Consider the following 23,389-nt stretch of genomic DNA (forward strand, 5'->3'; position numbering starts at 1 on the left):
AACGTGAACGGGGTCTTGACCGCCACCACATCCGCCGCCGACATCCCGTAGAAGTCCTGCACCCACCGCATCTGATTGGCCACCGCGGCGTGCGACACGGCCACACCCTTCGGGCGGCCCGTCGACCCCGAAGTGAAAATCACATACGCCGCGTTCCCCGCCCGCAGCGGCGCCCGCCGCTCCCTATCCGTTACCGGCGACGTCGCATACCCCGACACATCGATGTCGTCCAGCGAATCGAGCACCAGGACCGGGGCGGCGGTGTCGACCACATACCGGCTGCGTTCGACCGGGTGGTCGGGGTCGACCGGCACATACACCCCACCCGCGACCACGACCGCGTACAAGGCGACCAGCTGATCCAGGTGCCGGCTCATCGCCACCACCACCCGATCCTCCGGACCCACACCCTGGCCGATCAGCCACCGCGCCAACCCATACACCCGGCCCGCGAACTGCGCATACGACACCACCGTGCCGTCCACATCCACCACCGCCGGACCATCCCCATGCCCGGCCACCGCATCAGCGAACAGACCGGCCAGCGTCACCTCCGGCACCGGATGCGCCGTCGCGTTCCACGACTCCAACACCCGAGTACGTTCAGCACTGTCGAGCAGGTCGATATCACCCACACTCACGCCCGGATCGGTCGCGACCGCGGTCAACACCCGCACCAACCGCTGCGCGAACACCGACACGGTGTCCGGGTCGAACAAATCGGTCGCGTAGGTGACCATGCCCGAAATCCCGGCCGCAGCACCGGACTCGTCATAAGAATCCGACACGATCCAATGCAGGTCGAACTGCGACAAACCCAGGTCCGCGTCCAGCGGTTCGACCTCGAGGCCCGGCAAAGCAAACTTCGCCTGGGCGAGGTTTTGGAACGACAATCCGACCTGGAACAGCGGGTGCCGGGCGGTCGAGCGTGCCGGGTTCAGCACCTCCACCAACCGTTCGAACGGCACATCCGCATGCGCGAACGCCGCCAGATCCGTCTCCCGCTGCCGTGCCAACAACCCCGTGAACGACTCCCCCGGGTCCAACCGGGTCCTGAACACCACCGTGTTGACGAACATGCCCACCAGATCGTCCAGCGCCGCCTCACCCCGACCCGCATACGGGGTGCCCACCGCCACATCATCGGTACCGGCCAACCGGCCCAACAACACCGCCAAACCGGTATGCACCACCATGAACACAGTGGCGTTATGGGCTTGCGCGACGCGTACCAGTCCCGCATGCACCTCGGCGGGAATCACCACCGGCACCCGGCCCCCGGCAAAGGACTGCCGCACCGGCCGCGGCCGATCCGCCGGCAAATCCAACTGATCCGGCAACCCCGCCAACTGCGACTTCCAGTACGACACCTGGCGCGCCGCCAACGACTTCGGGTCGGACTCCTCACCCAACACCCGCCGCTGCCAAATCGCGTAATCGGCGTACTGCACATCCAGTGGTGCCCAGCCTGGGGCGTGCCCGTCGACATGGGCCACGTACGCGGTCATCACATCCCGCGCCAACGGCACCATCGACGAACCGTCACCGGAAATGTGATGCACCGCCACGGCAAGCACGTACTGCGCCTCGCCGATCTGGTACAGCCGCACGCGAACCGGCACTTCGCTGGTCACATCGAACGGGATGGTCATGAACCCGGCCACCACGCTCAACAGGTCTTCGGCCGCGACCGATTCGACCGGCATGTCCACCCGTGCCTCGGCAGCGGGCAGGATCACCTGCACCGGACCGTCGGCGGTCTCGGGATACACCGTCCGCAAGACCTCATGCCGGGCAACCACGTCGGCAATCGCGGTCCGCAAGGCCTCGACATCGACCCGACCGGACATCCGCAGCGCGAACGAGATCGTGTACGCCGCCGACTCACGGTCGAAGCGGTTCAGGAACCACATCCGAGTCTGCGCCAACGACAACGGGATAGCGCCCGAGCGGTCCTGACGTGTCAGCGCGATACGACCCTCACCGGAATGCGACTCGACGCGCGTCGCCAAACCGGCAACCGTCGACGCCTCGAAGACCTCGCGCACCGGCACCCGAGTGTCGAGTTCGGCGCCCACCCGTGCCGAAACCTGCGCTGCCAGTAGCGAGTTCCCGCCGAGCTCGAAGAAATCGTCGTCCGCGCCGACCCGCTCCACCCCGAGCACATCCGCGAACACACCCGCCACGATCTCCTCGATCGGAGTCGATGGCGCCCGGAAAGCCTTCGCCTGGAACACTGGCGCGGGCAAAGCCTTTCGATCCAGCTTGCCGTTCGGCGTCAGCGGCAGTACATCGAGCACGACGATCGCGTCGGGCACCATGTACGCGGTCAAGAACCCACCGACGAAGGTCCGCAGTTCGGCAGTGTCGATCACCGAACCTGCCTCTGGCACCACGTATCCGACGAGCTGGTCGCCGGCGTGTTCGTCGGACCGGACGATGGCGACCGCCTGCGCGACACCGTCAAACCTCAGCAGCACCGACTCGATCTCGCCGAGTTCGATGCGGAAGCCGCGCAACTGCACCTGCTGGTCGCTGCGCCCGGCATACTCGAGCTGCCCGTCGGCGTTCCAGCGCGCGACGTCACCCGATCGGTACATCCGGGCACCCGCCGCGCCGAACGGATTCGCCACGAATCGGGATGCCGCCAGTGACGGGCGGCCCACATAGCCGCGCGAGACCTGCTCACCGGCGACGTAGACCTCGCCCGCCACGCCGACCGGCACCGGACGCAAGCGCGAATCGAGCACGTAGACGGTCAGTCCGGGCAGAGCCCGGCCAATGACACTGCCAGTCGCGCGCGCGGCCAATTCGGTGTCGACACCGAGGAACGACACATGCACCGTGGTCTCGGTGATGCCGTACATGTTCACCAGCCGCGGCTGCACGTCACCGTGGCGTTCGAACCAGCGTCCGAGCTGGCCGAGATCCAGCGCCTCGCCGCCGAAGATCACCCAACGCAGACTGGAAACGGCAACGCCGCCAACGCGTTCGGCCTCAGCGAACTGGTAGAACGCCGACGGCGTCTGGTTCAGCACCGTCACGCCTTCGCGCGCGACGAGCTCGACGAAATCGGCCGGCGACCGCGAGGTCGAGTAGTCGACCACCACTACGCTGCCGCCAAAGGCCAACGCTCCCCACAACTCCCACACGGAGAAGTCGAAGGCGAAGGAGTGGAACATGGTCCACACGTCGGTGTTGTCGAAGCCGAACAGCTCGTTGGTGTTGGTCAGCAGTGTCACCACGTTGTGGTGCGCCACCCCGACACCCTTGGGTACGCCCGTGGAGCCGGACGTATAGATGATGTAGGCGAGGTTCGCCGAGCTGAGCTCGGACACTCGCTCGTCGTTACCGATCGGCTGGTCGCTGAACCGCGACAACGCATCCCGGTCATCGACCAAAATCACATCGACGCCGTGCGCGGGCAGCTTTGCGGCATCCGCAGTGGTCGACACGACACACACCGGCGCCGAATCGGTCAGCACGAAGCTCAACCGCTGCTCCGGATAGTTCACGTCGACCGGAACGTATACGCCGCCGGCCTTGGCCACACCGAGCATCGCCACCACGAGTTCGAGCGACCGCTCGACCCCGATAACCACCTTCGATTCCGGTCCCACGCCGCGCGCAATGAGCGCGCGAGCCAACCGGTTCGACGAGGCATCCAGCTCGGCGTACGTCAACTGCGAGTCGCCGAACCGCACCGCAATTGCGTCCGGGTTGGCCGACACCGAAGCGTCGAACAGGCTCACCAATGTCAGTGCCGGGTCGACCGTGACGCCCGGGGTGTTCCATTCCGTCAGCACCTGAATGTGCTCGGCGTCGGTCATGATCGGCACGTCACCGATGGCCATCGACGGTGTCGCCGCGACCGCGGTGAGGAAGCCGACTATGCGCTCGGACAAGCGCATTGCCGTGGATTCATCGAATACGTCGGTCGCGTACGTGATGGCGCCGGTGATGCCTGCGGGTTCCCCGTGGTCGTCGTAGGCGTCGGTGACCGTGATGTTCATCAGGTCGTAGGGCACCATGCCGGAGTCGATGTCGACCGTGGAGACGGTCAGGCCCGGCAGTTCGAAGCGGGACTGGCCCACGTTCTGGAAGGACAGGCCCACCTGGAACAGCGGGTGACGCGCCGTCGACCGCACCGGGTTCAGCACCTCGACGAGCCGCTCGAACGGCACATCCGCATTCGCGAACGCGCCGAGGTCGGTCTCGCGCACGGCATCCAGCGTTTCGGCGAAAGACGCACCGTAATCGAGTTCGGTGCGCAGCACGAGGGTGTTGACGAACATGCCGACGACATCCTCGAGCGCCGCGTCACCGCGACCGGCGAACGGGGTGCCGATGGCGACATCGTCGGTGTTGGACAGCCGCCCGAACAGCGCCGCGATCGCCGCGTGCACCACCATGAACAGCGTGGCGTTGTGCTCGCGGGCAAGGGAATTCAGTGCCGCATGCAGTTCCGCGTCGACGTTCATCGGCACTGTCGCGCCGCGGTTGGACGGCCGTGCCGGGCGCGGGCGGTCGGTCGGCAGCTCGAGCTGTTCCGGGATCCCGGCGAGCGCGCCGCGCCAGTAGTCGATCTGCCGGGAAATGAGCGACGTCGGATCGTCTTCCGATCCCAACACCACCCGTTGCCACAGCGCGTAGTCGGCGTATTGCACGGACAGCGGCGTCCATCTCGGTTCGCCACCATCGACGCGAGCCGCATACGCCAGCATCACATCCCGGGCCAGCGGGCCCATGGAGAAGCCGTCGCCGGAAATGTGGTGCACCACCAGGCACAACACGTGTTCGGTGGGACTGATCTCGAACAACCGCGCGCGGAACGGGGGTGCCGCCGACACGTCGAACGGCGTCTGCACCAGGTTGCGGATCTCGGTGAACAATTCCGCTTCGGTCACCAGCACCGGTGACAGATCCGGAATGACCCGCGAGGTCGGAACGATCAGCTGATAGGGCTGGCCATCGGCGTCCGGGTAGCGGGTGCGCAGCGCCTCCTGGCGATCGAGCACGTCGGCGACCGCGATCTGCAGCGACTGCCGGTCCAGGAGGCCTGACAGCCGGACCGGAATGAGGATGTTCTCGGCAGCCGATTCTGGATTGAACCGGTTGAGGAACCACATCCGCTGCTGCGCCAGCGACAGCGGGAGCCGCTCGGGTCGCTTCTGTGCGGTCAAAGCCGGTGCGCCCGACTCTGTTTCGCTGGATTCCAGCCACGCCGCCAGCGCAGCGACAGTCGAATTCTGGAACAGCACACGCACCGGAAGCCGCACGTCGAATGCGGCGCCGACCCGTGCCGCCACCTTGGTGGCGATCAGCGAGTTGCCGCCGAGATCGAAGAAGTCGTCATCGGCACCAACGTTTTCGGCGCCGAGCACATCAGCGAACACACCGGCCACGATCTGTTCGAACGGCGTTGTGGGCGCGCGGAACTCGGCGGCCTCGAACACCGGCGCCGGCAGCGCCCGGCGGTCCAGCTTGCCCGACGGATTCAGTGGGAACTCGTCCAGCACCACGAACGCGGCCGGAACCATGTACGCCGGCACCAGGCTGGCCAGGTGCTCGCGAGTGGCGTCGATATCGATCTCGGCGCCGGGATCGGCGACGAGATAGGCCACCAGATTGTCGCCGGTGGCAGCGTCGGAGCGCACGAGCACCACGGCCTGGGCGACGCCGGGAGCGGACAGCAGGCCGGCCTCGATCTCGCCGAGTTCGATCCGGAGTCCGCGCAACTTCACCTGGAAGTCGGTGCGACCGATGTATTCGATCTCACCGGAGGTGTTCCAGCGCACCAGGTCTCCGGTGCGATACATGCGGGTGCCATCGCCCATCGGATTGGCGACGAAGCGATCGGCGGTCAGGTCCGGTCGACTGTGGTACGCACGTGCCAATTGGACACCGGCGAGATACAACTCGCCCGGCACGCGCGGCGGAACCGGCCGCAACCGCGCGTCGAGAACGTAGACCTGACTGTTCCACACCGGCTTGCCGATGGGCACCGAGGTGACGTCGGCGTCCATCACGCGGTGGTAGGTGATGTCGACGGCCGCCTCGGTCGGGCCGTACAGGTTGTGGACTCCCACGCCCGGCAACAAGGCGCGCAACCGCTGCGCCAACTGCGCGCCGAGCGCCTCGCCGGAGGCGAACACCCGGCGCAGCGAGGTGCAGGTGCCGGCCCCGTCATGGGCGACGAAGACGGCCATCATCGAGGGGACGAAGTGGATGGTCGTCACCTGTTCGGCGCGGATCACGTCGACCAGATATTCGGGGTCGCGATGCCCGTCCGGGCTGGCCACGACAAGCTTCGCCCCAACCTGCAGGGGCCGGAAGTACTCCCAGACGCTCACGTCGAAGGTCGCCGGCGTCTTGAGGAACACGACATCGGTGTCGTCGATCCGGTAATCGCCCTGGTTCCACAACGTCCGGTTCACGATGGCGCGGTGCGGGATGGCCACGCCCTTGGGCCGTCCGGTGGATCCCGAGGTGAACAGGACGTAGGCGGTGTTCGAATCGCGGAGTCGGCTGTGCCGTTCCGCGTCGGTGACGTGCGCGTCCGAGTAGCCGCTGACGTCGACCTCATCGACCGCGACAACCGGCGCCTGCAGCGGCACCTCGAAACCGTCGCGTGTGCTGGTCAGCACAACCACGGGATCGGCGGTCTCCAACACGTACTGACTGCGCTCGAGCGGGTGGTCGGGGTCGACCGGGACGTAGCCGCCACCGGCGGTCAGGATCGCATACATCGCGACGACCTGGTCCAGCGAGCGACGCATCGCCAGGCCGACAAGCTTGTCCGGTCCGACACCCGCCTCGATCAGGTAGCGGGCCAACCGGTTCACCCGTTGCGCAAACTCGCGATAGGTCAGCCGCTCGCCGTCCGGCTCGATCACTGCGATCGAATCACCATGCGTTGCAGCAGATTTCTCGAACAGCGAGACGAGTGTTTGGCCGGACTGAATCTCGTGCCGGGTGTCGTTCCACTCCTCGAGCACCTTGATGCGCTCGTCGGGGTCAAGCAGATCGATGTCACCGACCGGCAACTCGGGCTTGGTGACCGCGGTGTGCAGCAGTCGCAGGAACCGCTCGGCGAAGCCGGCCACCGTCGATTCATCGAATAGGTCCGTGGCGTAGGTGAAATAGCCGTTGATGCCGATCGGGGCGCCGGTGTCGTCATAGCGGTCGGAGACGATCAGATGCAGATCGAACTGCGACTGACCGAGTTCGATATCGACGCTGGACACGGTCAGCCCGGGCAGTTCGAACCGGGTCTGAGCGAGGTTCTGGAAGGACAGTCCCACTTGGAACAACGGATGCCGCGCGGTGGAGCGGGCCGGGTTGAGCTCCTCGACCAACCGCTCGAACGGCACGTCCGCATGCGCGAAGGCGGCCAGGTCGATCTCACGCTGGCGGCGCAGCAGGTGCGCGAACGACTCGCCGCGGTCCACCTCGGTGCGGAAAACCACGGTATTGACGAACATGCCGATCAGCTCATCGAGCTCGGCCTCGCCGCGGCCGGCGAACGGCGTGCCGATGGCGATGTCGTCAGTGCCGGACAACCGCGCCAGCAACACCGCAAGGGCGGCGTGCACCACCATGAACAGCGTCGCTCCCCGCGCACCGGCGACGTGCGCCAGGCCCGCATGCAGGTCGGCGTCTATCTGCACCGGCACCTTCGCACCGCGGAACGACTGCACCGTTGGACGCGGCCGGTCCGTGGGCAGCTCGAGCTGATCCGGCAACCCGGCCAACTGCCGCTTCCAGTACGAAACTTGGCGTGAGGCAAGCGAAGTCGGGTCGTCGACCTCGCCGAGAACCTCGCGCTGCCAGATGGCGTAGTCGGCGTACTGCACCGGGAGCAACGACCAGCCGGGAGCGTCCCACATGACGCGCGCCGCATAGGCGGCCATCACGTCGCGGGCCAGCGGCGCCATCGACCACAGGTCCGCACTGATGTGGTGGACCACCATGCCCAGCACGTGTTCGGTGTCGCTGACCCGGAACAGCCGGGCATGCAGCGGCACCTCGGTGGTGACGTCGAAACCGATCATGCCGAGCTCGACCAGGTAGGAGGTGAGGTCCTCGCGCGCGACAGTCACCGGCGTCAGGTCCGGAACCACCTGTGCCGCATCGAGAATCACCTGCTGCGGCCCGTCCGGAAGCTCGGGGAACACGGTACGCAGCGACTCGTGCCGGTCGATCACGTCGATGATCGCCACCTGCAGCGCCGCGACGTCGAGTTCGCCCTCCATGCGGATGGCGACCGGCATGTTGTAGGCGGCATTCTTGCCGTCGAACCGGTTCAGGAACCACATGCGCTGCTGCGCAAGGGAAAGCGGCACCTGCTCGGGCCGCTCCCGGGCGACCAGCGCGACGCGGCCGCCGCCGGCATGCGACTCGAGCCGGGCGGCGAGCGCCTCGACGTTCGGCGCCTCGAACAGCAACCGCACCGGAACTCGGGTGTCCAGCGCCGCGCCGATGCGCGAGGCGACCTGGGCCGCGAGCAGGCTGTTGCCGCCCAGTTCGAAGAAGTCGTCGTCGACACCGACGCGTTCGATGCCGAGAACGTCGCTGAACACATCGGCCGCGATCTCCTCGACCGGCGCCGACGGCGCGCGGAACACCTTCGCCTCGAAGACCGGCGCGGGCAGCGCCTTGCGGTCGACCTTGCCCGACTGGTTCAGCGGGAAAGACTGCAGGACAACGAATGCCGCGGGCACCATGTAAGACGGCACCAACTGGGTGAGTTCTTCGCGAACCCTGCCGACCTCGATCTCATGGCCAGGCGCGGGCACGAGGTAGCCGACGAGCTGATCGCCGGTGCGTGCGTCCGAACGCGCGATCACCACCGCAGCCGCCACACCTGGGATCGAGCCGAGGGCGGCCTCGATCTCACCGAGCTCGATCCGGAAGCCGCGTACCTTCACCTGGAAGTCGGTGCGGCCCAGGTATTCCAGCTCGCCGGCGTTGTTCCACCGCACCAGGTCGCCGGTGCGGTACAGGCGCTCGCCCGGTGCACCGTACGGGTCGGCGACGAAGCGTTCCGCCGTCAGGTCCGGGCGGGCGTAGTAGCCCCGAGCCAACTGGATGCCGGCCAGATACAGTTCACCGGCGATGCCCGGGGCGACCGGGTGCAGCCGACCGTCGAGGACCAGCACCCGGGTGTTCCACTCCGGGGAACCGATCGGCACCGTAACGGTGTCGGCCGACGAAACCCTGTGCACCGTAACCGAAACCGCAGCCTCAGTCGGTCCGTAGAGGTTGTACACGGTGGCCGCCGGGCTCGCGTTGCAGGCGCGCTGCGCCAGACCGGCGGGCAGCGCCTCGCCGATGGCGAGAATTCGCGTGACCGAATCGCCCAAACCGGTTCGGGCGTCGACGAGCAGGGCGTCGAGCACGGACGGCACGACGTGCAGCGTGGTGACCTGGTACTCGCGGATCAACTCGTTGAGGTAGCTCTGATCGCGGTGGCCCTCGGCCGCGGCGATGACCAGGCGCGCGCCGGTGACCGCGGTGGTCCAGTACTCCCACACCGACAGGTCAAAGGTGGCGGCGGTCTTCAACAGCACCGCGTCGCTGGCGTCGAGCGCGAAATATCTGCGCTTCCACTGCAATTGGTTGGCGATAGCGCGGTGCGGAACGGCCACGCCCTTCGGCCGCCCGGTCGATCCGGACGTGAAGATGATGTAGGCGGTATTCGCGGGCGACAACGGCGCAATGCGTTCGGAGTCGGCGACTTCGGACTTGTCGAACAGCGACAGGTCGAGTCGATCGATCGCCACGACGGCGTCGGTCGCGTCGGCGGCGAAGTCGTCGGCCGTCCTGCTCAGCACGACCACCGGCGCCGCGGTTTCCAGGACGTACTCGGTGCGCTCGGTCGGGTGGTCCGGGTCGACAGGAACGTAGGCACCGCCGGCGACCACCACCGCGTACATGGCGATGACCTGGTCGAGCGAGCGGCGCATCGCGATAGCGACCCGGGCCTCCGGGCCGACGCCGATGGAAATCAGGTAGCGGGCAAGACGATTCACCCGCCCGGAGAAGTCCGCGAAGCTCAGCCGGGTGTCGGCTTCGTCGTCGATGACGGCGGTCGCGAAACGATGCTTGGCTACAGTCTCGGCGTACAGCGAGGCCAGCGTCGCCTCGTCGTCGACCACGTGCGAGGTGTCATTCCACGCTTCGAGCACGTTGATCCGCTCGATGCGGTCGAGCAGTTCGATGTCGCCCACCGGGCGCTCGGGCGCCGCGGTGACCGCCGCGAAGACCCGCAGCAACCGATCGACGAAGCCCTGCACGGTCGACTGATCGAAAAGGTCTGTGGCATAGGTGATGTAGCCGCTGATGCCGACGGGCGCCCCGGTGTCCTCGGCGTACGTATCGGACACAATCAGGTGCAGATCGAACTGCGACAGGCCCAGGTCGACGTCGAGCGGAGCAACGGTCATGCCCGGCAGTTCGAGTTGCGCCTGCACCAGGTTCTGGAACGACAAGCCCACCTGGAACAGCGGATGCCGGGCGGTGGACCGCGCCGGGTTGAGCACCTCGACCAGCCGCTCGAACGGCACGTCTGCATGGGCGAAGGCCGCCAGGTCGGTTTCGCGTTGGCGGGAAAGCAGTTTGGTGAACGACTCCGCACCATCGACCCGGGTGCGGAACACCACCGTGTTGACGAACATGCCGACCAGGTCGTCGAGTTCTGCCTCGCCGCGGCCCGCGAACGGGGTGCCGATGGCGATGTCGTCCGTACCCGACAGGCGCGCCAGCAGCACCGCCAGTGCGGCGTGCACGACCATGAACAGCGTGGCGTTGTTGTGCTGCGCCAGCTCGGTCAGCCGGCGGTGCAACTGCGCATCGACGTCGATGGGCACGCGGGCACCGGCGAAGGACTGCACCGGCGGGCGCGGCCGGTCGGTCGGCAGTTCCAACTGGTCCGGCAGCTCCGCGAGCTGCTCGCGCCAGTACGACACCTGCTGCGAGGCGAGCGATTGTGGATCCTCGTCGGAGCCGAGCAGTTCACGCTGCCAGATCGCGTAGTCGGCGTACTGCACCGGCAGCGGCGCCCAGCCGGGCTCGTGGCCGCTCACCCGCGCCGCATACGCCGTCATCATGTCGCGGGCCATCGGCGCCATCGACGAGCCGTCGCCGGAGATGTGGTGCACCACCACCGCGAGCACGAATTCCTTGGCGGCGCTGCCGTTTCCGGACGTCGCGGGGCGAACTTCGAAGACCTTGACACGCAAGGGCACCTCGACGGTGACGTCGAACACCGCCGAGCAGAACTCGGCCACCGCGGCGACGAGTTCGGCCTCGTCCACTGCGGTGATTGCCACCTCGGGCAGCGCCTCGCCCGAGGGCAACACCACCTGCACCGGCCCGGCGGGGGTCTCGGGATAGATGGTGCGCAGGATTTCGTGGCGGGTGATCAGATCGCCGAGCGCCAGCCGCAGGGCGTCGTAGTCGAGGTCGCCGGACAGCCGCAAAGCGATCGGGATGTTGTAGGCGGCCGACTCGCGATCGAATCGGTTGAGGAACCACATCCGTTGCTGCGCAAGGGACAGCGGCACCTGCGCCGGACGTTCCTTGGCGGTCAGGGCGACTCGTCCGCCGGTGCCTACCCGCGACTCGAGGCGGGCCGCGATGGCGCCCACCGTCGAGGCCTCGAACAGCAACCGCACCGGGACACGGGTGTCCAACACGGCGCCGATACGAGCCGCCACTTGAGTGGCGACCAACGAGTTTCCACCCAACTGGAAGAAGTCGTCGTCGACACCGACCCGCGAGGCGCCGAGAACCTCCGAAAACACCTCCGCCACAATCTGTTCCAGGCGAGTGCTCGGCTCCCGGAACTCGCGCGCCTGAAAGACCGGCGCCGGCAGAGCCTTTCGGTCCAGCTTGCCCGATTGGTTGAGCGGTAAGCGGTCGAGCACGACGAACGCCGCGGGCACCATGTAGGACGGCAGCGTCGCGGACACCTCGTTGCGGACCTCGTCCACAGCTGCGGCAACACCCGCGTCGAACACCAGGTAGCCGACCAGCTGATCGCCGGTCGGCGTGTCCGAGCGCACCACCACCGCGGCCTGGTGCACGCCGGGCACGGCGGCAAGCGCCGACTCGATCTCGCCGAGCTCGATGCGCTGACCGCGCAGCTTGACCTGAAAGTCGCTGCGCCCCACGTATTCCAGTGCGCCATCGATGCGCCAGCGCACCAGATCACCGGTGCGGTACAGCCGCTCCCCCGGCGCTCCGAACGGGTTCGCCACAAAACGTTCGGCGGTCAGATCCGCGCGGCCGAAGTAAGCGCGGGCAAGTTGTCGGCCACCGATGTAGGCCTCGCCGGACGCGCCGATCGCGACCGGGCGCAACTTGGAATCGAGAACGTAGATCTGGGTGTTCCACTCGGGCCGCCCGATCGGTGCCGAGGTTTTGTCGGCCGCGCTCACCCGCCAATTGGTGACGCTGACCGCGGCCTCGGTGGGTCCGTACAGGTTGTGCAGCCGGGCGCCGAGCGTCTCGCGGAACCGGGTGGCCACGGCGGGCGCGAGCGCCTCACCGATGACGAAGACGTCGCGCAGCGTGGCACATTTCGCGGGGGCGACCTCGGAGAGGAACACCGCCAACAGCGACGGCACGAAGTCGGTGACGGTGACGCCGTGCTCGGCGATGACCTCGGCAAGGTAGTGCGGATCCTGATAGCCCTCGGGGGTCGCGAGCACCAGGGTGGCGCCGGTCAGCAGCGGCAGGTAGTAGCCCCACACCGACAGGTCGAAGGTGGCGGCCGTCTTCTGCAGGTACACATCAGACGTGCCGACGCCGTACTGAGCGGCCATGAACAGCATCTGGTTGACCACAGCGCGGTGCGGCACCGCCACGCCCTTGGGCCGACCGGTCGATCCCGACGTGAAGATGACGTAGGCGAGGTTCCCCGGGTCGATCGGACCGCCCCGATCGTCGTCCGTGAGCGGGGCCGAGTCGTATCCGCTCAGGTCGGCGGTGTCGATCTCGTAGGTCGGCACCGACACGTCGAGATCGGCGGCATCGCGCGAAGTCGTGAGCACCAGCACGGGCTGTGCGGTCTCGAGGATGTAGTTGGTGCGCTCGGCGGGATGATCAGGGTCGATCGGCACGTACGCGCCGCCGGCCTCGAGCACCGCATACATGGCGACGACCAGGTCGATCGAACGGCGCATACCCAGCGCCACCAGGGTCTCCGGGCCGACGCCATCGGCTCGGAGCCGGCGCGCCAACCGGTTCACCCGCGCGCCGAACTCGGCGTAGCTCAACCGCTGCGACGGGTCCCGCGGGTCGGCGAAGACGAGCGCCGGAGCGTCCGGTGTCCGCGCAATCTGCGCCGCGAGCAGCCCGGTGAGCGTCGCGTCGGGAACCTCATGCGCGGTGGCGTTCCACGCCCGGGTGGTCAGCTCACGTTCGGCAGCGGTGGTCGCCGGCAGGTCCCACACCCGCTGATCGCCGCCGGCCTCGAGGAACGCGGCAAAGAAGTGCAGGAAGCGCTCGTGGTGGCGGCTCGCCTCGGCGTCCGACAGGAAGTGCGGGTTGGTTTCGAAATCGAGGTGAACCCGGGTGCCGGCATCGGACTGATACACATTGAGCGCGAGGTCCTCGATGCTGCCGGTGGTGAGGACGTTCAGTTCGCCGGGCACCGTGCCGAACATCAACTCCCGCTCGAACAACATGATGTTGACGACGGGGCCGAAGAACACTCGAGTTCGCTCGGCCGACGGGGTATCGCGGCGGATGTCTTCGTGGCGGTAGCGCTGGTGGCGCAGGGCGCCGGACACCGCGACGGCGACCCGGTCCAGCAACTCCGAAATAGTGGTCTCGTAGTCCACCCGCAACCGCAGCGGGATGATGTTGGACATCATGCCGCCCGAGCGCCGCATCATTGCGGTGGTACGACCGGTCACCGGCAGGCTGAGGATGACGTCGTCGCGGTCGGTGGTCTGGGCCAGGTACGCCGCGAATGCGGCGATGAGCATTCCCGCGCGCGAAGATTCCATGCGACCGACCGCGGCGTCGAGAGCGGCCGTCGCCTCGGTGGACAGCGCGCCGTGCACGATGCCGTTGATCGGCGCGGGTGGTGGCGGCGGACCGCCCAGGCTGGTGCCCTCTTCGAGCCCGGCAACGCGCTCTGCCCAGTACTCCTTGTCCGCACGGAACCGGGGGCTGTCCCGGTAGGCCATCTCCGCGTCGTAGATCTCTTGCATGCTGCTGGCCTTGGAGGGACTGATGCCCCGGCCCTCGACGCGTGCCGTGTACCGCTCGGCGATGCGGTTCATGCTCGTGGTCGCGCCAATGCCGTCGAGGACGGTGTGGTGCGCGCGGGTGTACCAGAAATAGCGGTCGTCGGCGATGCGCAGGATTGCCGCGAACATCAACCGGTCGTTGACCATGTCGATCGGCTTGCTGTACTCCGCCTTCATCCAGGCGCGCGCCGCCGCCTCGGGATCGGCGTGGTCGCGCAGATCGACATAGTTGGTGTGCGCGTCGAGCGTGGTGTCGACGACCTGATAGGGCTGCTCGTCGCCCTCCGGTTCGATGATCCGGACGAGCGCCATCTCGAACTCGATAGCGGTGGCTTCGCTGACCTCACGGAAGAGGTCGACGTCAAGGTCGCCGCGCAGGTCGACGTACTGGGCGATGTTGAGCGGCACCTCGGGGTCGAGGTGCTGGGCGTACCACATACCGAGCTGGGCCGGCGTCAGCCGGAAGGCGCCCGCCGGAACGTCACCAACCGGGCGCTCGTCACCGTCGTTCGGGTTCAACCCTTACCTCGCCTCCCTGGAACTCCACATGCCGAACTGCGGTGCGTCGCCCACCCGCACCGCAATTGGCTGCCGCTTGACGCCGCCACGACCATCCCGGCTCGCAGCGGCGACGCGCGCCGACATCACTGTTTCTGGTCCAACCCCATTTGTACGATTTAAGGCCCACTGTCTATCCGCCGGTCCGTCCAGCCCTGTTACAAGGCAACGTATCAACGACGGCCGACTCCTCGGGCGGAACGGTTGCGCATCACCGGACCAATCTACCGTCCGAGCCACCGTCACAGCAGGTTCAGATGCCACAGCGTTGCCGGGCCGGGTCATAAAGGTGCGATTGCGCACACATCTGGGGGCGCAGCGCCCAGCCGACCAGGATGACGGCGGCCTGCCGGAAGCCCGCCTGCGTCACTCGATCGGCGATGTCGGCAAGTGTCGCCATGATCACTTGCTGTTCGGGCTGGCTGGCTCGATAGACGACGGCGGCCGGGCAGTCGGCGCCATAGTGCTCGCGCAGTTCGGCGGCGATGGGCTCGATCCGGGTGACTGCCAGGTGCAACGCCACGGTGGCTCCGGTGGCCGCGAAGGCGCCCAGCGATTCGGCGTTGGGCATCGGCGTGGAGCGGGCCTGCGTCCTGGTCAGGACCACCGATTGCGCGAGCCTGGGCACTGTCAACTCGGCGCCCAGGATGGCGGCCGCGGCCGCGTAGGCCGGCACACCCGGCGTGACGTCCCACGGCACGCCGGCGGCGTCGAGGCGCGCCGTCTGCTCCGCGAGCGCCGAGTACAGCGACGGATCGCCGGAACACAGTCGAGCAACGTCGTGCCCGTCGGCAGCGGCCGTCACCAGATGGTCGGTGATCTGGTCGAGGTCCAGGTGCTGAGTGTCGATCAGCCGGGCATCAGGCGGACAGTGCCCCAGCACGGCGTCGTCGAGGTAGGTGCCGGCATAGAGACAGACGTGACTGCGCCGTAACAGCTCGACGGCCCGCACGGTCAATAGGTCGGCCGCGCCCGGACCGGCGCCGATGAAATGCACCGTCATGGCGACCAGACTATTCGGCGGCTACCGGGCGCCCGTCCTCCGGACAATCCGTTCCGCGTGCCGCAACACGGGCGAATCGACCATGCGGCCCTCGAAGGCGAACACACCGCGCTCCGTCTCGGCTGCCTTCAACACCCGGGCCGCCCAGTCGGCTTCGGAAGCGCTCGGCTCGTACGCCTGCCGGATCACGGGAACCTGGCTGGGATGAATGGCGACCTTGCCGTCGAACCCGACCGCGACGGCGTCAAGCGATTCCGCGCGCAGGCCGTCCAGATCCTTGATGTTCAGATAGACCGCATCGAGCACGAACTTCTCGTACGCCTTCCCGGCCAGCAGCGTGGCCGAGCGCACGTGCCGGGCGACATCTCGGTAGCTGCCGTCGTCATGCCGACTGGCATTGCCGCCGAGCCCTGCGACGAGATCCTCCGCCCCCCACATCACGGCGACCACGTTGTCCTGATGAACCAATTCGGCGACCCGGACCGCGCCCATCGGCGACTCGATGAGCACGATCACCTCGAGCAGCGCCAGCTCGAAGACCTGTTGCGGGGACTCGCATTTCGGCAGCATCACGCGGCGGTACTCGGTCGACTCGAGCGCGCGCAGGTCGAGTTTGTGGTCGTCGGTGCCCGCGGCGTTGATCCGCACCACCGTCGTGTTCGGGTCGAGCGGGGTGGCGGCCAACGCTTCTCGGGCCGCTGCCTTGTCCGCCGGTGCCACTCCGTCCTCGAGGTCGAGGATCACCACGTCGGCGACGGCGGCGGCTTTGGCGAACCGTTCGGGACGATCGGCCGGGCAGAACAACCAGGCGGCTCCGGGAGGGGTCCAGGTAGTCATTGGGCGGGCCTCATCCGGACCAGCGTCTTACGGCTCGCGGTCGCCACCACGTCGCCATGCTGGTTGCGCGCGGTGTGCGCGAAGGTCACGATGCCCTCCCCGGGACGCGACTTGGACTCCCGCTTGTCGGTGATCAGCGTCTCGGCGTACAGCGTGTCGCCGTGGAAAACCGGCTTGGGAAACGCTATTTCGGAAAAGCCGAGATTCCCGACGATGGTTCCCTGCGTCAGCTGCGCAACCGACAGCCCCACGAGCGTGGACAGCGTCAGCATCGAGTTGACCAACCGCTGGTTGAACGGCGGCAGATTGTCGCTGAACGCGGCGTCGAGATGCAGCGACTGAGTGTTCATCGTCTGGGTAGTGAAGGCGACGTTGTCGGCCTCGGTGATGGTGCGCCCGGGCCGGTGCTGGTAGAGCACGCCGATCTCGAACTCCTCGTACCAGAGCCCGCGTTGGACAACAACTTTCACCGGCTGCTCGCTCATAGTCCAACCTCCCGCGCGATCAGCATCAACTGCACCTCGGTGGTACCTTCACCGATCTCGAGGATCTTGCTGTCCCGGTAGTGCCGGGCGACGGGGTATTCGTTCATGTAGCCGTAGCCGCCGAAGATCTGGGTGGCGTCGCGGGCGTTGTCCATCGCCGCCTCGCTGGCGCACAGCTTGGCGATGGCGGCCTGCTTCTTGAAGGGCTTGCCGGCCAACATGAGTGCGGCTGCGTCGTAGTAGGCGGTGCGGGCTACGTGTGCGCGCGCCTCCATCCGCGCGATCTTGAATGCGATCGCCTGGTTGTGCCCGATCGGGTGGCCGAAGGCCTCGCGTTCCTTCGCGTACTTCACGCTCTCGTCCACGCAGCCCTGTGCGGCGCCAACCGACAGCGCGGCGATGGCAATTCGGCCCTCGTCGAGGATGCGCAGGAAGTTGGCGTACCCGCGGCCGCGTTCGCCGAGCAGATTCTCCTCGGGCACGCGAACGTCGTCGAAGGACAGCGGGTGGGTGTCGGAGGCGTTCCAGCCGACCTTGTTGTAGGCGGGTTCGGCGGTGAATCCGGGCGTGTCGGTGGGCACCAGGATGGACGAGATCTCCTTCTTCCCGCCCTCGCGGGTGCCGGTCACCGCGGTCACGGTCACCAGCTTGGTGATGTCGGTGCCGGAGTTCGTGATGAACTGCTTGCTGCCGTTAATGATCCACTGGCCGCTGTCGAGTTTGGCGGTCGTCTTGGTGCCGCCCGCGTCACTGCCGCCGCCCGGCTCGGTGAGCCCGAACGCGGCTAGTGCCTTCCCGCTGGTCAACTGCGGCAACCATTCCTGCTTCTGCGCCTCGTTGCCGAAACGGTAGATCGGCATGGCGCCGAGCGAGACTCCGGCCTCGAGGGTGATTGCGACGCTCTGGTCGACCTTGCCCAATTCCTCCAGCGCCAGGCACAGCGCGAAGTAGTCACCACCCATGCCGCCGTATTCCTCCGGGAACGGCAGGCCGAACAGGCCCATCTCGGCCATCCCGGCAACGACTTTGTAGGGGAAGGTGTGGTTGGCGTCGTGTTCGGCGGCAACCGGTGCGACGACGCTGTGGGCGAAGTCGCGCACGGTCTTGGCGAGTTGCTGGTACTCGTCGGGTAGTTGGCCGGTGGCGAGGTAGTCGGGCATCAGGCGTCCTGTTCTTCGGGTTGTTCGGCTGTTTCGGTTGATATGGGCACGATGCGGGCGAGCAACTGATCCACCTTGACCTGCTCGGCCGGACTGACCAGGATTTCGACGGTGCCGTCGATCGGTGCGGTGAGCGAGTGCTCCATTTTCATTGCCTCGACCACCACTACCGGAGTTCCCGCGGTCACCGCACTGCCGTTCTCGACCGCGACCGCGATGACGGAACCTGGCATGGGACTGGTGATTTCGGCTTCGCCGGCGTGCACGTCGCCGGCCCGGACGCTGACTTCGCGCACCCGCCGCACCGTGTGGGTGCCGGTCGTTCCCGCCAGCCAGATGTGTCCGTCGACCTCGGCGGCGAGATAGTCGGCGCGCAGCCCGTCGACCGTGACCGAAAGCCGGTCGCCCGTCAGCGATGCCGTGAGCGAACGCCACTCGCCGTCTTCGATGCGCACCTTGGCGTCTGCCGGGCTCCCGATGATTCGTACGTGGTCGGTGCGCGCACCCGTCGCCAGTCGGACCGAGGTCGGCGCGGGCGCACCCACCCGCCAGCCGTCCGGCACGGACCACAGGTCGCTCGCCGCGGCGGACCAGGCCTGCAGCCAGTGGTAGACGCCTGCCGCGATGAACACGTCGTCGGACGGTTCGGGCGCGGCATAGTCGACGATCCGACGGTCGATCAGTCCGGTGTCGAGTCGGCCGGCGACCACGTCGGAATCGCCGAGCAGAAAGCGACAGAAATCGATGTTGGTGACCACACCGAGTACCGCGGTATCAGCAAGAGCGCGATCGAGCTTCCGTAACGCGATGGCTCGATCATCAGCGTGTGCAATCACTTTCGACAGCATCGGGTCGTAGTCGCTGCCGATGACGACGCCGGCACGCAGGCCCGAATCGACGCGCACACCCGCCCCGCTCGGCTCGACCAGGTCGACCACCTCGCCGCCGGTCGGCAGGAAGCCCCGTCCCGGGTCCTCCGCGTACACCCGCGCCTCCACGGCGTGGCCGGTCAGGGTGATGTCCTCCTGAGCCAGGCTGAGCTTCTCCCCCGCCGCGACCCGCACCTGCCACTCCACCAGGTCGACGCCGGTGACCATCTCCGTCACCGGGTGTTCCACCTGTAACCGGGTGTTCATCTCCATGAAGAAGAACTCGTCGGGACGGTCCGCGGACACGATGAACTCGACGGTGCCGGCGCCGGTGTAGTCGACGCTGCGCGCGGTGTTGCAGGCCGCCTCGCCGATGCGGGCACGGGTTGCCTCGTCGAGCAACGCCGACGGCGCTTCCTCGATGACCTTCTGGTGCCGGCGTTGCAGGCTGCACTCGCGCTCACCCAGATGAATCACGTTGCCGTACTTGTCCGCGAGCACCTGGACCTCGATGTGCCGCGGTCGCAACACGAATCGCTCGAGGAACAGGGTGTCGTCGCCGAAGGCCGACGCGGCCTCGCGCCGGGCACTCGCGAGGGCGGCCGGCAGTTCGGCCGGATCCTCGACCATGCGCATGCCCTTGCCGCCACCACCGGCCGAGGGCTTGACCAACACCGGGTACCCGATTTCGTGTGCCGCCTCGATCAATTCGGGGTCGGTGAGGCCTGGCTTGGCGATGCCGGGCACGACCGGAACATCGAACTTGGCGACGGCATTCTTGGCGGTGATCTTGTCGCCCATCACCTCGATGGCCCGCGCCGGTGGCCCGATGAAGGCGATCCCAGCGTCGTCGAGCGCCTTGGCGAAGGCCGCATTTTCGGACAGGAACCCATACCCGGGATGGACGGCCTGCGCGCCGGTCCGCTTCGCGGCGTCCACGACTTTGTCGATGTTCAGGTAACTTTCGCGCGCGGCTGCCGGTCCGAGGCGAACCGCGACGTCGGCTTCGCGCACGTGCCGCGCGTCGGCGTCCGGGTCGCTGTAAACGGCCACCGAGCGGATACCCATCGCGCGCAGCGTGCGGATGACCCGGACCGCGATCTCACCGCGGTTGGCAACGAGGACAGTGTCAAAGTCAGTCATCTCAATCACATCCGGAAGACGCCGTAGGAAACGGGCTGGATCGGGGCCTGTGCGCATACCGAGAGCGCAAGGCCGACAATGGTTCTGGTGTCGGCGGGATCGATCACGCCATCGTCCCACAGGCGCGCTGTCGAATAGTACGGATTGCCCTGGGACTCGTACTGCTCACGGATCGGCGCCTTGAACGCCTCTTCCTCTTCGGGTGACATTTCGCCACGCACGGTCGAGAGCACGGACGCGGCCTGCTCACCGCCCATGACCGAGATGCGCGCATTCGGCCACATCCACAGAAAGCGCGGCGAGTACGCGCGGCCGCACATCGAGTAGTTGCCGGCGCCGTAGGACCCGCCGATCACGACGGTCAACTTCGGCACCCGCGCACAGGCCACGGCGGTCACCATCTTGGCGCCGTGCTTGGCGATGCCGCCGGCCTCGTAGTCACGGCCGACCATGAACCCGGAGATGTTCTGCAGGAACAGCAGCGGCACCGTGCGCTTGTCGCACAGTTCGATGAAGTGCGCGCCCTTCATGGCGGACTCGCCGAACAGCACACCGTTGTTGGCGATGATCCCCACTGGGTGGCCGTGGATGTGCGCGAAGCCGGTGACGAGCGTCTTGCCGTATTCGGCCTTGAATTCTTGGAATTCGCCACCGTCGACCAGTCGGGTGATCACCTCGTGCACGTCGTAGGGCGTGCGCGGGTCGGTGGGCACCACGTCGTAGAGCTCGTCCTGCGGCGCGATCGGGTCGCGCGGCGGCGCGATGTTCCAGGGCCGCTCGGCCTTGGGACCGAAGGTACCGACGATGTTGCGCACGATGCGCAGCGCATCCTGGTCGTCTTCGGCCAGGTGGTCGGTCACGCCGGACGTCTTGGAATGCAGGTCGCCACCGCCGAGTTCCTCGGCCGTGACCACCTCGCCGGTGGCCGCCTTCACCAGCGGCGGACCGCCCAGGAAGATGGTGCCCTGGTTGCGCACGATCACGGCCTCGTCGCTCATGGCCGGGACGTAGGCGCCGCCGGCCGTGCACGAGCCCATCACCGCGGCGATCTGCGGAATGCCCTGGGCGCTCATAGTGGCCTGGTTGTAGAAGATGCGACCGAAGTGCTCACGGTCCGGAAACACCTCGTCCTGCTTCGGCAGGAACGCGCCACCCGAGTCGACCAGGTAGATGCACGGCAGGTGGTTCTGCAGGGCGATCTCCTGTGCGCGCAGGTGCTTCTTGACGGTCATCGGGTAGTAGGTGCCGCCCTTGACGGTGGCGTCGTTGGCCACGATCAGGCACTCGCGCCCGGCCACCCGGCCGATGCCCGCGATCACGCCGGCGCCGGGGCAGTCGTCGTTGTACATGCCGTTGGCCGCGAGTGGGGCGATCTCCAGGAACGGGCTGCCGTCGTCCAGCAGGGTGTTCACCCGATCCCGCGGGAGCAGCTTGCCGCGCGACACGTGTCGCTCGCGCGATCGCTCGGAACCTCCCAGCGCCGAAACCGCCAGCCGTTCTTTCAATTCCGCAACCAGCGCGAGGTGCTGCGCCCGGTTGCCCGTCCTGACATCAGAGGTGATCGTCAAGGTTCCGTCCTGCCGTCTGAGTTAATCGACAATAACTGGATTCTAAGATAACCTGCATTAACTGAACTTGTCTAGAGGAGAGGCGCGATGAGTATTGAGACGGAGACTCCGACGCGCCGCGAGCAGATGAAGGCGAACCGGCGCAACCAGTTGGTGCAGGCTGGGGCGCGGCTGATCGCCGAGCGCGGTTTCCTGGGCGTCCGGCTCGAAGATCTGGGTGCAGCCGCAGGCATCAGCGGCCCCGCCGTCTACCGGCACTTCTCCAACAAGGAAGCGCTGCTGGTCGAACTGCTGGTCCGCATCAGCCAGCGCCTGCTCGACGGTGGGACCGCCGTCGTCGAGCAGTCCACAGACCCGGCCGAGGCGCTCGCCGGACTGATCGAGTTCCACCTCGACTTCGCCCTGGGCGAGCCCGATCTCATTCGCATCCAGGATCGCGATCTCGAGAACCTGCCGACCGCGGCCAAGCGTCAGGTCCGCAAGGCCCAGCGCCAGTACGTCGAAATCTGGGTCGGCGTGCTGCGTCAGCTGGATCCCGCCCTCGGCGAGACACAGGCGCGGGTGCAGGCGCACGCCACGTTCGGGCTGATCAACTCGACCCCGCACAGCGCCAGCACACTGCCGCCGGCCGTGGCCCGACCGGTGCTGCGGCAGATGGCCGCCGCGGCTCTGTCGGCGCCCGTCAGTTGAAACTTCGCTCGCGCAACCGGCGGCTGAGCCGATGCGCTTGCTGCAGGAGCAGTTTCCCGAGCAGCGGCCTTCGCTCGGCCGGAAAGCGGCTCTCCACGCCGGTCAGGCTCAACGCCCAGGCCGGTGATCCGCGATGGTCGAACACGGCCGCGCCCATCCCCCAGCTGCCCGGCACCAGCAGCGCCGGGTTGACGGCATAACCGGCCACGCGGGTCGCCTCGATACGCTCGCGGACCGCCGCGCGGGCATGCTCAGGCCCCCACGACGCGGCGAGGTCGACACTGGACAGATAGTCGTCGATCTCGCGCTCGGACAGGTGCGACAGGATGGCCAGGCCTGCCGACGCGACGCCGAGCGGTAGCCGCAAGCCGACGTGCAAGACATGCGAGCGCAGCGGAAAGCTGCCTTCTTCCTCGGCCAGACACACCGACTCGTCGCCGCGGCGGGCGGACAGAAAGGCACTCTCCCCCGTCTCCCTGGCGAGGTCACGCAGGATGTCGTGGGCCAGTTCGGTGATGTCATAGCGTTCGGCGGCCAGCGATCCGAGCAGAAACAATTCGGGGCCGAGCGACCAGCGTCCGGTCTTGGGATCGCGATCGAGCAGCCCCTCCGTCGCGAGCGAGGACAACAGTCGGTGCGCGGTCGGGCGGGCCAGCTCGGCGGTTCGGGCCAGATCGGTAGTGGACGCCCCGTTGGGCTCATGCCCGGCGACCGCGCGCAGCAGCGCAGCGACTCGGCCGATCACGTGCGATCTCTGCGCACCATCCACGCGCCCAGCGTAGCGTTCACTGAGTGAACGTTTGACGGATCGC

The 23,389-nt window shown here is 67.2% G+C and carries 9 protein-coding genes (1 of these 9 running past the window's edge); 1 reads left to right on the forward strand and 8 read right to left on the reverse strand.

What is annotated here, in order from left to right:
- The 7 genes from FOS14_RS01950 to FOS14_RS01980 form a co-directional block, all read right to left on the reverse strand.
- Window positions 1-14,783: the beginning of a non-ribosomal peptide synthase/polyketide synthase gene (locus FOS14_RS01950; protein WP_143768554.1), read on the reverse strand. 16,117 nt of this gene lie to the left of the window's left edge; the window shows 14,783 of its 30,900 coding nt (coding positions 1-14,783); its start codon is at window positions 14,781-14,783; the stop codon falls past the left edge of the window.
- A 292-nt stretch (window positions 14,784-15,075) separates the two neighbouring features.
- On the reverse strand, window positions 15,076-15,825 hold the full coding sequence (gene cobM, locus FOS14_RS01955; RefSeq protein ID WP_143768555.1) for a precorrin-4 C(11)-methyltransferase: 750 nt from the start codon (window positions 15,823-15,825) through the stop codon (window positions 15,076-15,078).
- A 21-nt stretch (window positions 15,826-15,846) separates the two neighbouring features.
- Window positions 15,847-16,662 (reverse strand): CoA ester lyase, encoded by an 816-nt coding sequence (locus tag FOS14_RS01960; protein ID WP_143768556.1) that lies wholly within the window; start codon window positions 16,660-16,662, stop codon window positions 15,847-15,849.
- Window positions 16,659-17,147 carry a MaoC family dehydratase gene (locus FOS14_RS01965; protein ID WP_143768557.1) on the reverse strand — a complete coding sequence of 163 codons (489 nt, stop codon included), beginning with the start codon at window positions 17,145-17,147 and terminating at the stop codon, window positions 16,659-16,661. The genes FOS14_RS01960 and FOS14_RS01965 overlap by 4 nt, the downstream gene beginning before the upstream one ends.
- Window positions 17,144-18,307 (reverse strand): acyl-CoA dehydrogenase family protein, encoded by a 1,164-nt coding sequence (locus tag FOS14_RS01970; RefSeq protein ID WP_143768558.1) that lies wholly within the window; start codon window positions 18,305-18,307, stop codon window positions 17,144-17,146. The genes FOS14_RS01965 and FOS14_RS01970 overlap by 4 nt, the downstream gene beginning before the upstream one ends.
- Window positions 18,307-20,319, reverse strand: coding sequence for an acetyl/propionyl/methylcrotonyl-CoA carboxylase subunit alpha (locus FOS14_RS01975; protein WP_143768559.1), 2,013 nt, complete (start codon window positions 20,317-20,319; stop codon window positions 18,307-18,309). Before FOS14_RS01975 ends, FOS14_RS01970 begins: the two co-directional genes overlap by 1 nt.
- Before the next feature lie 5 nt (window positions 20,320-20,324).
- Window positions 20,325-21,887: a carboxyl transferase domain-containing protein gene (locus FOS14_RS01980; RefSeq protein WP_143768560.1), complete on the reverse strand. Its 1,563-nt coding sequence runs from the start codon at window positions 21,885-21,887 to the stop codon at window positions 20,325-20,327.
- 87 nt (window positions 21,888-21,974) lie between these two features.
- Here FOS14_RS01980 and FOS14_RS01985 point away from each other — a divergent pair, with 87 nt between their 5' ends.
- Window positions 21,975-22,577, forward strand: coding sequence for a TetR/AcrR family transcriptional regulator (locus FOS14_RS01985; protein ID WP_143768561.1), 603 nt, complete (start codon window positions 21,975-21,977; stop codon window positions 22,575-22,577).
- Here the strand turns inward: FOS14_RS01985 and FOS14_RS01990 are convergent.
- Entirely contained in the window at window positions 22,570-23,346 is a 777-nt protein-coding gene (locus FOS14_RS01990; RefSeq protein ID WP_185981566.1) for an IclR family transcriptional regulator, read from the reverse strand. The genes FOS14_RS01985 and FOS14_RS01990 overlap by 8 nt on opposite strands.
- Window positions 23,347-23,389: the final 43 nt, after the last annotated feature.

The sequence above is a fragment of the Skermania sp. ID1734 genome (assembly GCF_007489285.1).
Classification (GTDB): Bacteria; Actinomycetota; Actinomycetes; order Mycobacteriales; family Mycobacteriaceae; genus ID1734.